This window comes from Terrirubrum flagellatum, assembly GCF_022059845.1.
In the GTDB taxonomy this organism is placed as follows: domain Bacteria; phylum Pseudomonadota; class Alphaproteobacteria; order Rhizobiales; family Beijerinckiaceae; genus Terrirubrum; species Terrirubrum flagellatum.
Genome location: NZ_CP091851.1, coordinates 994891 through 1008493, shown reverse-complemented (window position 1 = coordinate 1008493; position 13603 = coordinate 994891). Strand labels below are relative to the sequence as shown.

Genomic DNA, 13603 nt, shown 5'->3' with positions numbered 1-13603 from the left:
TGACGAACGCGCGACGGCGGGAGCGGAGGAGAGCAGGCATGACAACGCACTGGACGCGCCTAGGCGCGATCACGACCATCATTGGCGCAGCATTGATCGGCCCGGCTTTCTCGCAGGATGCGAAGCCGCAATATGGCGGCGAACTCGTGCTCACCGGCCAGCTCGACAAGACCATGTTTCCCGGCCGCAACACCGACGCCGGCGGCATGGATGTCTATCTCAACTCCTGCGAGACGCTGGTCGAGCTCACCCCGCAGAGCGAAATTCGTCCCGTGCTCGCCGAGAGCTGGACGACGTCGGAGGACAAGAAGACAGTCACCTTCAAGCTTCGGCAAGGCGTCACGTTTCATGACGGCACTCCGTTCAATGCGGAAGCCGTCGCTTTCGTGTTCGACGAAGCGATCGCGAAGAAATTTCTGTATGTGAGCTTGCTGGAAGGCTTGCAGAAAGTCGTCGCGGACAGCGAATATCAGGCCTCGTTCCGGCTTGCGGCGCCGTCCGCTGCTTTGATCAACAATCTTGCCTATCGCACCATGTGCATCTTCAGCCCCGCCGCCTACAAGGCGAAGGGTGAAGAGGGTCTCGGCAGCAATATCATCGGCACCGGCCCGTTCATCCAGACCGAATATGCGAAAGGCGAGTACGCGCTCTTCAAGAAGAACGACAAATACTGGCAGAAGGGCAAACCCTATCTCGACAGCATCCGCATCCTGTTTGTCCCTGACATCACGACGCGTCTCGCCATGCTTGAGAGCGGCGAGGTCGACCGCATCGCCGGCGTGCCGAATTTCGACATTCCGCGCGTGGCGAAGGACAAGAACATCGCGCTGCGCACCATGCCCAGCTTGCAGCAGCACTATGTCGTCATCAACAATACGGTGAAGCCGCTCGACGATCCCAAGGTCAGGCAGGCGCTCAACTACGCTGTCGACAAGGCGGGCATCGTGCAGTCCGTCTTCGCCGGCATCGGCGCGACGCTCTCGCAGGCGCCGACGCTCTCGCCCGGCGTGTTCGGCTTCGCCGATATGCGCGAGCCGGGGCAGGCGACGATCTTCCCCTTCGATATCGCGAAAGCGAAAGCGCTGCTGAAGGAGGCAGGCTACGAAGACAAGGGCGACGGCCTGAAAGACGCCCAGGGCAAGCAGCTTTCGCTTAAACTTTACGGCCGCAAGGCCGGCGTCGGCGATTACGAGATCGCCCAACTCGTGAAGACCTTCCTGGAGAAAATCGGCGTCAAGGTTGAGTTGACCGTGCTTGAGAGCGCGACTTTCAGCGCGGCTCTCTCTGTCGGGCCGAAGGATGCGAAATATGATCTCGCCATTCTCTCCTGGACGGTGCCGACTGCCGATCCCGACGAGCCGATGATGTATATGACGCACACCAAGGCGTGGAAGCCGGCCGGCGCCAACCGCATGTTCTTCTCGAACCCGGAGACCGATCGTCTCGCGGAGGAAGCGCATGTCGAAAGCGATCCCGTCAAGCGCGCCGCGATCGTGAAACAATGGATGGCCGCGTTGCTGAAACTCGCGCCGGTGATCTATCTCCCGACGGTCAACCTGACGGACGCAACGCGCACCTATGTGCATGGCGGCGTCTATTATCCCGCCAATGTCTATGACGGCAGCTTCGCCTGGATCGATCAGGCCGAAAGGAAAAAGCAGGGGATCAGCCGCTGAGGTCGCTTCGCCAGTGACGGATCGCAACAATCGCGACCAGCCATGCTGAAGATGATTTTCAGCCGGCTGGTCTTCATGGTCGCGGCCGGCCTGCTGCTCCTGACGTTCCTGTTCGCGCTGTTTCACCTCATCCCGGGCGACACCGCGCGGTTGATCGCAGGCGACAGCGCGCCAGAGGAACTCGTCGCCAGCATCCGCTCTGCTTACGGCTTGGATCAACCGGTTGGCGCGCAATATGTCGCCTACATGCAGAAGGTTCTGATCGGCGATTTCGGGATGTCGAACTTCTCGCGTCAGCCGGTGTTGTCGGTGGTTGGGCCGCGGCTGCTGAATACGATTGCGCTGGCTGGTTGGGCGATGCTGTTTGCGGTGATGATGAGCCTCATCTTCGGCTGCATTTCAGCCGTGCGTTGGAACAGTCCGCTGGACAAGAGCATCTCGATCGTCTCGCTGCTCGGAATCTGCACGCCGATTTTCGTCACAGGCGTGGTCGCGATCTATCTCTTCGGCGTTTATCTCCGCTGGCTGCCGATCGGCGGCATGACCACATGGCGGCATTATTTGATGCCGGCGCTGACTCTCGGATTCGCGCAGGCCGCCGGCTTCACCAGGATGGTCAGAACCTGCATGATCGAGTCGCTTGGGCGCGAGTTCATCGTGACGGCGCGGGCGAAAGGCGTGCCGGAATTCCTGATTGTCATCCGACACGCGCTTCCGAACGCGCTCTTGCCGATCATCACTTTCTTTGGATTGGGGCTCGGAGGCATGCTTGGCGGCGCCGCCGTCACTGAGTCGATCTTCAACTGGCCAGGCCTTGGCCGGCTGATGGTGGATTCAATCCTGACCCGCGATCTTCCCTTGACGCAAGGCTGCATCTTCGTCTTCGCGATGATGTTCGTGATCATCAACCTGATTGTTGATCTGCTCTATCGCTGGGCCGATCCGAGACTGGCCGATGCCCAGCCTTGACCTGATTCACGAGACCCTCTCGTGAGTTCGCTGTGGGCTTTTGCGCGCGATCGCATCGCGGCGCCATTCGCGCTGATTTTCTGCGCCTTCTATATCGTCGCCATTTTTGCGCGCGAGCTCGCGCCGCTTGATCCATTCGAGACGAATCTGGCGCAGGGATTGCTGCCGCCCTCCGCCGAGCATTGGTTCGGGACCGACCAGTTTGGCCGAGACTCGTTCTCGCGGGTCATCCTTGCGACGCAGGTGACGCTGCAGATCACGACTGCGGCGCTGCTATTCTCGCTCTGCATCGGCGTGCCTGTGGGAATGGCGGTCGGCTATCGCGGCGGATGGCTCGATGCGATCGTGATGCGCGCAACCGACATGATGCTGATCTTTCCCACGATCATGATCGCGATCGTGATTGTCGTCGTGGTCGGCCCGTCCGAAAAAGGCGTGATCATCGCGCTCGGCCTGTCGCAACTGCCGAATTTCATTCGCATTGCGCGCAGCGCCGCGCTGTCTGTCCGACAGGAGCGCTATATCGAGGCGGCCATCGCTTCTGGCGCGAGCTGGCCGCGCATCCTGCGCAAGCATGTCCTGCACAATATCGCCGCCCCCGTCATCGTGAAGGCGACGATCGCATTGCCTGGCTTCGTGATCGGCGCCTCGTCCCTGAGCTATCTCGGTTTGGGCGTGCAGCCGCCGACACCGGAATGGGGGCAGATGCTCAATGAGGCCAAGGGCTTTCTCACTCGCGCGCCTTATCTCGTGATCGGCCCGGCAATTGCGCTCTCGCTGTTCGTGCTGGCGGCGAACCTCGTGGGCGATGCGCTCAACGAAATCATTGATCCCCGGCTGAGGACGAGGCGCGCGAGCGGCTCCGACCCGAAGGCGCAGGCCGACGACCGCGCGGCAAGCTTGAACGATGGCGCGACCCAGCCCAGCGCCAGTCGAACTTGACGCAGGCAAGTTCTCGGCAACTATTCAGGCGCTGCGGAGAAAGCATGGTTCAATCCTGGCATTTCCGCTAATATTCTGAGTGTTTTACCGCTTTCTGCAAAAAGCTGCGATGCGCGCGATCCCATCTCCCATGCTTGGCAAGGCCGTGCGCTCCGAATGGGCGCTCGACGACAAATATCTGACAATCAATCACGGTGCTTTCGGCGCGACGCCGAAGGTCGTCCTCGCAGCGCAGGCCGCCTGGCGCGCGCGCATGGAGGCGCAGCCGAGCGTCTTCATGCGCAGCATCCTGCCTGATGCGCTACGCGCAAGCGCGAATGCTCTCGCCGCATTTCTTAACGCAGAGGACGACGACATCGCTTTCGTTGATAACGCGACCACGGCCTGCAACGCGGTGCTGCGCTCGCTCGCCCTGCAGCCGGGCGACGAAATCCTGATGCACGGGCAGATCTACGGCGCTGTCGCAAACACCGTCCGTTATATCGCCGGGCGCTCCGGCGCCCGCATCGTCACCGCCGAACTTGGCTTCCCCGATGCCAATTTCGCGGGCTTTGCGAGCCGCTTCGCCGCCGGTTTGAGCGCAAAGACCCGCATCGCCATTATAGATCACATCACATCGCCGAGCGCGTTGCTGCTTCCAATCGACGAGATCGCGCGCTCATGCCGCGCAGCCGGCGTCCCGCTGCTCGTTGATGGAGCGCACGGGCCAGGGCAAACAACCGTCGATCTGAAAGCTCTCGATGCCGACTACTATGTCGGCAATTGCCACAAGTGGCTTGCCGCGCCGAAAGGTTGCGCGTTCCTCTGGACGAGGCGCGATCGGCAGGTCGGATTGCATCCAACGACGATCTCGCACGGCTATGGCGGCGGCTATCTCGCCGAGTTCGACTGGACCGGCACGCGCGACGCGACCCCACAGCTTGCGCTTGGGACCGCCCTCGCCTTTCACGAAAAGCTCGGAGGCGCAGACCTGCGACAGCGCAATATCGCGTTGGCGCAGGAAGGCGGCGCGCTACTCGCGGCTGAGCTTAAAAGCGTCGTAGGGAATGCAGGGCATGAAACCGCGATGACGATGGTGAGGCTGCCGATCGAAAACACGCCGCTCACCAAGGATTATGCGACGAAACTGCGCGGCCGGCTGCTCGACGAGTTTATGACCGATGTGCCCTTGCACGCTCATCCCAGCGGCGTCTGGGTGCGCGCATCCGCCCACGCCTATAACGAGATCGACGACTTCGCGAAACTCGCGGATATCTGCCGCAGGCTGGTCAAGACTTTATAGATCAAGGGGAGGTTCAATGCGCAGGGTGCATCTGTTTGGCGGCGCGCTTGCCGTCGCTTTCGCGTTCGTTGGCGCCAGCGCGAACGCGCAGGAGCTTTATGGCACGCTGAAAAAGATCAGGGACAGTGGAGCGATCGTCATCGGCCACAACGAGGATTCACCGCCTTTCGCTTCGTTTGACGCGGACGGCAAACCGAAAGGCTATTCGATCGACATCTGCAACAAGATCGCGGTGGCAGTGAAAGCCGAACTGAAGATGGACAATCTCGCTGTCAAATTTCAGGCGGTGAACGGCCAGACCCGCACGCCGCTTCTCGTAAACGGCACGGTCGACCTCGTCTGCGCGACGACCACCAACACCTTCTCCAGGCAGAAGCAGGTTGATTTCCTCAACACCATGTTCGTCACCGGCAATCGCCTGCTGGTGAAGAAGAACAGCGGCATCAAGGAAATCGAGGACCTCAAGGGGAAGGTGGTCTCCGCCAACCAAGGCACCACCAATGAGAAGGTGTTGAATGAGCTGAACCAAAAGCTCAATCTCGGCATCAAGGTGCTCTCCACCAAGGATCAGCCGCAGGCCTGGATCGCGCTCGAAAGCGACCGAACCGACGCGCATATGACCGACGAAGTCGTCGAATATGGCTTGATCGCGAAATCCAAGAATCCAGATCAATATGCAGTGGCGGGTCGGCTGCTCTCTTTCGATCCCTACGCCATCGTCATCCGGCGCGATGATTCCGCCTTCCGTTCGCTTGGCAATCGTGTTCTCGCCGATCTCTATCGCAGCGGCGAATGGGAGCAGATCTACAGCAAATGGATGTCGACCATCGGTCAGCCGCTCAGCCCGGAGCTGAAGCTCTTGATGTCGATGCAGAACTACCCTGACTGATCGCGCGCCCCTCCCCGCCAATGAGAGCCGCCATCGGGCGGCTTTCGCGGCCCGAGCAAAACTGAATGCGCTACAACTGGAACTGGTCGGTTCTTTTCGCCGATCCCTATTTCGGCTGGATTCTTTCCGGATTGGGGTGGACGATCCTTGTCTCCCTTGTCGCCTGGATCATTGGTCTGGCGCTGGGCTCCGTCATCGGCGTGATGCGCACGCTGCCTTCGCCGGTCGCGCGCGCTGTCGGCGCGACTTATGTCGAAGTCTTTCGCAATGTGCCGCTGCTGGTCCAGATATTCCTGTTCTATTTCGTGTTGCCGGAAGTTCTGCCGCGCGAAATGGGCCGATGGTTGAAGCGCGATCTGCCGCATCCTGAATTGACGATGGCGATCATCAGCCTCGGGCTCTATACCGCCTGCCGGGTCGCCGAACAGGTTCGCGCCGGCATTCAGAGCGCCGGAAAAGGGCTCGCCAATGCGGGGCTCGCGACCGGCCTGACGACCGCACAGCTCTATCGACTGATCCTGCTGCCGCTCGCCTACAGGCTGACGGTGCCGGCTCTGACGAATGAGTTTCTCAACGTCTTCAAGAATTCGTCTCTGGCGCTGACCATTGGCGTTCTCGAACTGACAGCGCGCACGCGCGCGGTTGCGGACTACACTTACCAGTCGATCGAAGCCTTCACCGCCGCGAGCCTCATCTACGCCACGATCAGCTTTCTGGTCAGCTTCCTGATGCGCCGCGCGGAGACGATGGCGCAACTGCCCGGCACGCTCGCCGCGCGGGAGCGCTGAGATGGGCGCTTTCGACTTCGGCGTCATCATTAAATCCCTCCCGCTGTTGTGGGAGGGAATGCAGATCACGCTGCTTCTGACCGCGTTCGGCATTCTCGGCGGCGTCGCGCTCGGCATTCTTCTCGCCATCATGCGTCGGTCTCGTCTCTTTATTCTGCGCGCCTTCGCGACTTTTTATGTCGATCTGTTGCGCTCACTGCCGCTCGTCCTGCTGATCTTCTGGTTCTATTTCCTGGTCCCGATCGCGGTCGGCCATCCCGTTGGCGGCTTCTATTCCGCGGTGATCGGCTTCATCCTGTTCGAGGCCGCGTACTTCTGCGAGATCATCCGCGCCGGCATCGAGAGCGTTCGTAGCGGACAGATGATGGCGGGGCTCGCCAGCGGTCTCACCCGCGCCCAATGCATGCGACTGATCGTTCTGCCACAGGCCTTTCGCGCCATGCTGCCCGTGATGCTGATGCAGTCGATCAATATCTTCAAAAGCACGTCGCTTGTCTATGTGATCGGCCTGCGGGACTTCCTCACAGCCGCCGACCTCATCGGCGGTCGCGACAACAGGCTGACGGAAATGTACGCGCTTGTCGCAGTGGTCTTTTTCGTCATTTGCTGGACCGCTTCGCAAGGCGTCGGCCTCCTGCAGCGAAGGATCGCCTCGTGATCACGCTTGAAGACGTCAGCAAATGGTATGGAGCGACGCAGGTGCTCAACGCCTGCTCCACCCACGTCGACAAGGGAGAGGTCGTCGTCGTTTGCGGACCGTCGGGTTCAGGCAAGAGCACCTTGATCAAATGCGTCAATGGCCTCGAACCTTTCAAGAAGGGAAAGATCACCGTCGAAGGGATTTCCGTCGGCGCCCCCGGGACGAATCTGCCGAAACTGCGCGCTCGCGTCGGCATGGTGTTTCAGTCCTTTGAACTCTACCCCCACATGAACGTCATCGAGAATATTGCGCTGGCGCAGCGCCATGTCCTGAAACGGAGCGCAGACGCGTCCCGCGCCCGGGCTCTGGAGTTGCTCGATCGCGTCGGGTTGCGGGCGCAAGCCGAGCGCTATCCCGCGACATTGTCGGGCGGGCAACAGCAGCGCGTCGCCATCGCGCGGGCGCTCGCGCTTGATCCCATCGCCATGCTGTTCGACGAGCCGACTTCGGCGCTCGATCCCGAGATGATCAATGAAGTGCTCGACGTCATGAGCGAACTGGCGAAGGACGGCATGACCATGATCGTCGTCACTCACGAAATGGGCTTCGCCCGGCGCGTCGCCAATCGCGTGCTGTTCATGGACGCCGGCGCGATCGTGGAGGATGCTCCGGCCGATCGGTTTTTTGACAGCCCTGCAAGCGAAAGAGCCGCGCTTTTCCTGTCAAAAATCCTGCGGCACTGACACCGCCGGCGCCAGCACTTGTTTGTCTAATCCGCCAGTAGCCGGCGAGTGAAATCATTGCGAAATTTGCCGCCGGGGTCGAGAGCGCCTGCAAGCCGCGCGAAATCGTCAAATCGCGGAAAGAGCGCCCGGACATCGGACGGATCTATCGACGCAAGTTTTCCCCAATGAGGCCGGACGCCGAACGGAGCCAGTTGCGCCTCGATATCAGGCAACAGCGACGACACGCGCGACCAGTCCGGCTTCCAGGTGAAATGCAGCCCGATGCAAGGCTGTTTATAGAAGGGACTCATCCAGAGATCGTCGGCCGCGACGCTGCGAATCTCGCTGATCTGAAGCAAAGGCGCGATGTCGCCGCGCATGGCGTTCACCGCTCTCAGCGCTTCCGCTGCATGAATTCGCGGCACGAGATATTCGCTTTGCAACTCGTCGCCGCTGCTCGGCGCGAAGCCGAACCTGAAATGAGGCAGCCTTTCATGCCAGGGGCCGGCGACGCCGCATTGTGGCGTGCAATGCGCAGCCGAAATTGAAGAAATCGGATGAAGGTCGCGCGTGGCGGGCTTCGCTTCGCCAAGCATGTCTCCCGGCGCGCCGCGTCGAGCATCGCCGACCAAAGCCTTCACCCAGATCTGATTGACGCGCTCGCTTGTCCAGTCCGTGAAAAGGCTGACGCTGTAGCCGGCTGACATCATGCTGTCGAAATTCTCGATGACGTACTCCAGCGGCGCGTCTTCGTAGACATTCTGCGCGATCTCGAAGGTCGGCACGAGATCGAGCTGCAGGCGGGCGACGATCCCTGTGCAGCCAAGCCCGATGACGGCGCCTGAAAAATCAGCGTCTCCTCGCTCCAGAGAGATGATGTCTCCATCTGGTCCGATCAAGTCGAGCGCCGAAACGGCGGCTGCGAGACAGCGATTTTGATCGCCGGAGCCATGGGTCGCGGTCGCGATAGCGCCGGCGACCGAAATATGCGGCAAGGAAGCGAGGTTGGGCAGCGCGAAGCCTTCTCCATGCAGGAAAGCAGCGAGTTCTCCGTAACGCGCGCCGCCTTCGACAGTGACTGTCTTCGCCCCGCGATCAAGATTGACCACGCGATCGAGCCTGGCGGTCGATAGAAGCGCGCCATCCGTGTTCGCGATGTCGCCGAACGAATGCCTTGCGCCAAGCGCCCTGATGCGAGATTCCCGGGCGACGATCCGACGCGCCTCGTTGAGCGTCTCGGGCTCATGCCAGCTCGTCCAGCCGTAGCTGACATTGCCGGCCCAGTTACGTCGCTGTGGAACGGGAGCGGCCATCAGCGGATGTCCTCGTGGTGTTGCGCGCAACCAATTCACCGGCGACAAGACGCATCGTTGGCGGCAAGGGCTGCGCGCCTTCTCGATTGACGAGCATCTCGACCGCGATCGCAATCATCTCGTCGAGCGGCTGGCGAAGAGTTGTGAGCTGGTGACGGGGCCAACTCGCCATGGTGATGTCATCGAAGCCAGCGACGCCGATATCTTCGGGAACGCGCAATCCAGCGATGTCACGAATGGCGTCGAGGCCGCCAAGCGCGGTGATGTCGTTCGCGAAGAAGATCGCGTCCGCGCCCGAACGCGCGGCTTCGACGCCGTGGCGGTGCCCGATCTCATAGCCGTAGGAGCCGCCGACGATGCAGGCGCTCAACGTCATGCCGAGCTCCGCGACCCGCGTAATGAAGGCGTTCTGGCGGATTGTGTTCGCAGGCATGTCCTGCGGGCCAGCGACGTAAGCCACCTTGCGATAGCCGCAGGCGTTAAAGTGATCGGCGATAGCGCGCGCGCCGGCCGCATTGTCGCAACAGACGCTTGCTACTGGCACATTCGCCACCGGCCGATTGAACAGCAGCGCCGATCGCCCATTTCGAGACCAGTTCAACGCCGTCGCCGTCGACACGCGCGCAGACGCGATGATCACGGTCTCGATATTGTACTGCGTGAGGCCAGCGAGCTGGTCCTCCATGTCGCCTTCGGGCGGACCATTGATCACCAGCCCCTGATGGCCCGCTTGCTCCAGCGCCAGCAGAAGTTTTTCGAGGAAAGCGGGATAGAAGGGATTGCGCAGATCGGGCAGCACCACACCGATCAGCTTGCTCGAGCGTTTCGACAGGCTGCTCGCGATCGCGTTCGGGCGATAGCCGAGCTTCGCCGCAGACGCGAGGATGCGCTGGCGCATGTCGGCGGAAATGCTCGCCCCGGGGGTGAAAGCCCGGGACACCGCGGACTGGCTGACCCCGATCATGCGCGCGAGTTCGCGCGCCGTAACCCCGCCTCCCGCCCGCTCCGCTGGTTTCGCGTCCAACCCTGAATCTCCCAATCAGTCAGCGTGTTAGGCCAACTCGTCATCATTCTTGCATACGGATGCAAGAATCGCTAGCTTCGCCTCATGGCTTCTTCCGGACATCAATCGCCCGCTGCGCTTGGACATCTGCATGTGGTCGATATGTCGGACTCGATCGCCGGGCAATATTGCGGGCGCTTGCTGGCCGATCATGGCGCGACCGTCACGCTGATCGAGCCGCCGGAGGGCTCGCCGATCCGCCGCGCCGCGCCCTTATCTGTCGACACTCCGGGCGAATCGCTGATGTTCCGGCATCTCAACGCCGGCAAGCGCAGTATTGCGATTGACCTCGCGAAGACAGGCGCGCAGCGCCTTCGCGACGAGCTGATGTCGCGCGCAGACATCATCATTTTGCCGCCGGGCGCGGCGCGCAAAGAGTTTGCGGCGATTGGCGCGCAGACCGTCGTCGTCCGCATCGATGATTTCGCGCCGGAGACTTCGCTGGGTCATTGGCGCGGACCGGAGATCGTCATTCAGGCGCTGTCCGGCATGATGCACAACAACGGCGCGCATGGCCGCGAGCCGCTCTATGGCTATGGCGAACGCTCGGCATTCGCGGCGGGACTCGCAGCCTATATCGGCGCCCTTGCCGCGCTCTATGTCAGGCCAACGATTGGACGCGGGCAGGACGTTCTCATCGATCGCGCGGAAACCGCTGCCGCGATGGCGTTTCCCTATGTGATGCAGTTTCTCTATAGCGGTCACGACCGGCTGCGCAGCGAGCTCAGCATCACGGCGGGCCAGGCGCTTTGCCGCGACGGTTGGGTGTGCATCTGGATCTATAATTTCCGCTGGCGCGCGCTCTGCGAAACTCTCGGCCTCGCCCATCTCATCAGCGATCCGCGTTTCGCCGATCCGCTGACGCGCAAGGCGAACTGGAGCGCGCTCTTCGAAATCATCCAGTCGGTCGTCGCCGATCGCTTGGCGGATGAAGTTGTCGACGCGCTGCAGCAGGCGCAGGTGATCGCCGCGAAGGCGCCTGGGCTCACCGAATTGCGCGATCATCCGCATCTTATCGCTCGCGACTATTGGCGGCGCGCCGGCGATGAGCGGATTCTCGGTCCGGCCTGGCGCTTCAGCCGCACGCCGCGCGGCGAAATTGCGCCGCCGCCCGCGCTCGACGATACGCGCATGATGCGGAGCGCCGCTGAATGAACCCGCTCCCTCTCGCTGGAATTCGTGTGGTGGAGCTTTGCACGGCCTGGGCGGGGCCGATGGCCGGGCGCGTGCTGGCCTGGCTAGGCGCTGAAGTCATCCATGTCGAGGCGCCGACGCGCACCAACTCCTGGCGCATCAACAAGGAGACGCCGCAACCGATGAATTTCGCCAATGGCGATCCGGGCGCACGTCACTATGACAGGACGTTCCTGTTCAACTCGCAGAACGTCAACAAGCGTTCGCTCGTGCTTGATCTCAAGACGACAGAGGGGCGCGCCGCGCTGCGCGATCTGCTCGCGGTCACTGACGTCGTGACTTGCAATTTCCGGCCGGGCACACTCGAAAAGCTCGGCGTGGACTATGAGAGTCTCGCGCGCATCAAACCCGACATCATCGTCGCGGAAATTCCGGCGTTTGGCCTCGACGGGCCGATGTCGGGCTATGCGGCGCTGGGTCCGACCATGGAAATGGCCGCCGGCATGGCAAGCCTGATCGGCTATCCCGACGGCCCGCCGGAGACGACGGGACCATCCTATCTCGATCCGATCGGCGGATTCAATGCGGCGGCGGCGATCATGACCGCGCTGATGCACCGCCAGCGCACTGGCGAAGGCCAGCACATCGAAATTCCCCAGGTCGAGGCGGCGATGCAATTCATCGGCGCTGATCTGCTGCTCTCCTGCGAAACTGGAATCGATATTCCGCGCGGCGGCAATCACCGCCCGGACGCTGCCCCGCATGACGCTTTTCCCGCGCAGGGCGTCGATCAATGGGTCGCGATCGGCGTCTTCGATGACGATCAGTGGCGACGGCTTTGCGTCGTCATCGATGCTCCTGAAGCCGCACATGATCCCCGATTTGTAACTCACGGTGCGCGCCTCAAACATCAGCGCGAGATTTCCGAGCTTGTTCGCGAATGGACGCGCGCGCGCGACAAGCACGCGATCGCTGACGCGCTGCAGGACGCCGGCGTTCCCGCCGCGCCGGTGCAGACGCCGAAGGATGTGGCGGCAAGCCGGCATCTCGCGGCGCGCGGATTTTTCGATGAGCTTGAGCGGCCAGATCTCGGCCGCCATCCCTATCCCGGCCTTCCCGTTCGCCTGAGCGAAACGCCGGGAGGAGCAAGAGCCGCAGCCCCCGCTTTCGGCGCCGACAATGTCGCGATCCTGCGCGATATTCTTGGCCGCAGCGACGACGAAATCACAGCAATGATCGCATCCGGCGTGATCGCTGATGCGCCAAAGCCGGGCGCATAGATGCCCGCCGGATTTCCCGCATCATTCGAGATCGACATCCGCCTCGATCACGATCCGCGCTATGTCGGCTCCACGCATGACGACGACACTGCGCGCAAGTTCGGCTTTCGCGCGGCGCTCGTGCCGGGCGCCTTTCTCTATGGCCATGTCAGTCGCCTCGCCGTCGACGCATGGGGCGAGGAATGGCTGACGCGCGGCGCTATGGGCATGCGCTTCCGCCGCCCGGCCTATGACGGCGATCGCCTCACGATCTCCGCGGGCGTTGCGATCGCATCAGACGCAGGCTTGCGCGCCGACGCTCAGGTGACCAACGCGGCTGGAGAACAGCTTGCTGTCGGCTGGATCGCGAAGCCGCGCGACGCAGCACAGCCACCTGTGATCGAAGGCGCGCCGCCGCCCCTCCCCGATCCCAAAATTGATGCCGAGACGGGCTTGAAGGTCGGCGCCTGTATTGGCAGTCGCAACGCAATCCTCACCTCGGCCGATCTGGCCATCTCGCTCGCCGCCTTTCAGGAAACGCATGACGCCTATGCCAACGGCTCGCTCGCCCATCCCGGCTGCCCGATGCGGCTCGCTATGGGCGACGTGAACCAGAGTTTTGCGCTGCCAACTCCACCCATCTTCGCCTCGATCGAGACGCAGCATTTCAGGACTGTCCACGCGGAACAGCGGATCGCGACATCAGGCGTCGTGGTGGAACTCTATGAGCGAAACAACCGCCGCTATTTCGTCACCGATGAAATCCTCACCGCCGATGGCCTCGTCGCTGCGCGCTATCGCCGTTCCCAAGCACTCGCCTGAGCGTTGCATGCGGATGCAAACCTGCCTAAGCTCGGGACAAGCAGAACACTCCGCGACAACGCGGATCGAGGAAACGCCGGAGCGCCAGTCGTCTCCGCTCG

13 protein-coding genes are annotated in these 13603 nt (G+C 62.0%); 11 read left to right on the top strand and 2 right to left on the bottom strand.

Annotated elements, in window-relative coordinates; genetic code table 11:
* Nucleotides 1–38: 38 nt before the first annotated feature.
* The 8 genes from L8F45_RS05090 (at nt 39) to L8F45_RS05055 (ending at nt 7929) form a co-directional block, all read left to right on the top strand.
* Nucleotides 39–1676, top strand: coding sequence for an ABC transporter substrate-binding protein (locus L8F45_RS05090; protein WP_342361802.1), 1638 nt, complete (start codon nt 39–41; stop codon nt 1674–1676).
* A gap of 42 nt (nt 1677–1718) precedes the next feature.
* Nucleotides 1719–2645 carry an ABC transporter permease gene (locus tag L8F45_RS05085; RefSeq protein ID WP_342361801.1) on the top strand — a complete coding sequence of 309 codons (927 nt, stop codon included), beginning with the start codon at nt 1719–1721 and terminating at the stop codon, nt 2643–2645.
* A gap of 21 nt (nt 2646–2666) precedes the next feature.
* Nucleotides 2667–3587 carry an ABC transporter permease gene (locus L8F45_RS05080; RefSeq protein WP_342361800.1) on the top strand — a complete coding sequence of 307 codons (921 nt, stop codon included), beginning with the start codon at nt 2667–2669 and terminating at the stop codon, nt 3585–3587.
* 130 nt (nt 3588–3717) lie between these two features.
* Nucleotides 3718–4869: an aminotransferase class V-fold PLP-dependent enzyme gene (locus L8F45_RS05075; RefSeq protein WP_342361799.1), complete on the top strand. Its 1152-nt coding sequence runs from the start codon at nt 3718–3720 to the stop codon at nt 4867–4869.
* Nucleotides 4870–4885: 16 nt separating this feature from the next.
* A complete protein-coding gene (locus L8F45_RS05070) occupies nt 4886–5758 on the top strand; it encodes an amino acid ABC transporter substrate-binding protein (RefSeq protein ID WP_342361798.1) in 873 nt (290 codons plus the stop codon).
* 65 nt (nt 5759–5823) lie between these two features.
* The gene (locus tag L8F45_RS05065) at nt 5824–6546 is read left to right on the top strand and encodes an amino acid ABC transporter permease (RefSeq protein WP_342361797.1); all 723 of its coding nucleotides are present in this window, start codon (nt 5824–5826) and stop codon (nt 6544–6546) included.
* Between the two features lies 1 nt (nt 6547).
* Entirely contained in the window at nt 6548–7204 is a 657-nt protein-coding gene (locus tag L8F45_RS05060; protein WP_342361796.1) for an amino acid ABC transporter permease, read from the top strand.
* Complete coding sequence (locus tag L8F45_RS05055; RefSeq protein ID WP_342361795.1) at nt 7201–7929, top strand: amino acid ABC transporter ATP-binding protein; 729 nt, start codon at nt 7201–7203, stop codon at nt 7927–7929. The genes L8F45_RS05060 and L8F45_RS05055 overlap by 4 nt, the downstream gene beginning before the upstream one ends.
* A gap of 26 nt (nt 7930–7955) precedes the next feature.
* Here the strand turns inward: L8F45_RS05055 and L8F45_RS05050 are convergent, their stop codons facing one another.
* Both L8F45_RS05050 and L8F45_RS05045 read right to left on the bottom strand, forming a co-directional pair.
* The gene (locus tag L8F45_RS05050) at nt 7956–9224 is read right to left on the bottom strand and encodes an FAD-binding protein (protein ID WP_342361794.1); all 1269 of its coding nucleotides are present in this window, start codon (nt 9222–9224) and stop codon (nt 7956–7958) included.
* Nucleotides 9196–10248, bottom strand: coding sequence for a LacI family DNA-binding transcriptional regulator (locus L8F45_RS05045; RefSeq protein WP_342361793.1), 1053 nt, complete (start codon nt 10246–10248; stop codon nt 9196–9198). Before L8F45_RS05045 ends, L8F45_RS05050 begins: the two co-directional genes overlap by 29 nt.
* 84 nt (nt 10249–10332) lie before the next feature.
* On the opposite strand from L8F45_RS05045, the gene L8F45_RS05040 reads away from it, so the two are divergent.
* Genes L8F45_RS05040 through L8F45_RS05030 form a run of 3 tightly spaced genes read left to right on the top strand, consistent with a single transcriptional unit; the run spans nt 10333 to nt 13502 of the window.
* A complete protein-coding gene (locus tag L8F45_RS05040; protein WP_342361792.1) occupies nt 10333–11442 on the top strand; it encodes a CoA transferase in 1110 nt (369 codons plus the stop codon).
* A complete protein-coding gene (locus tag L8F45_RS05035) occupies nt 11439–12701 on the top strand; it encodes a CaiB/BaiF CoA transferase family protein (RefSeq protein WP_342361791.1) in 1263 nt (420 codons plus the stop codon). Before L8F45_RS05040 ends, L8F45_RS05035 begins: the two co-directional genes overlap by 4 nt.
* Entirely contained in the window at nt 12702–13502 is an 801-nt protein-coding gene (locus tag L8F45_RS05030; protein ID WP_342361790.1) for a MaoC family dehydratase, read from the top strand.
* The last annotated feature ends 101 nt before the right edge of the window (nt 13503–13603 follow it).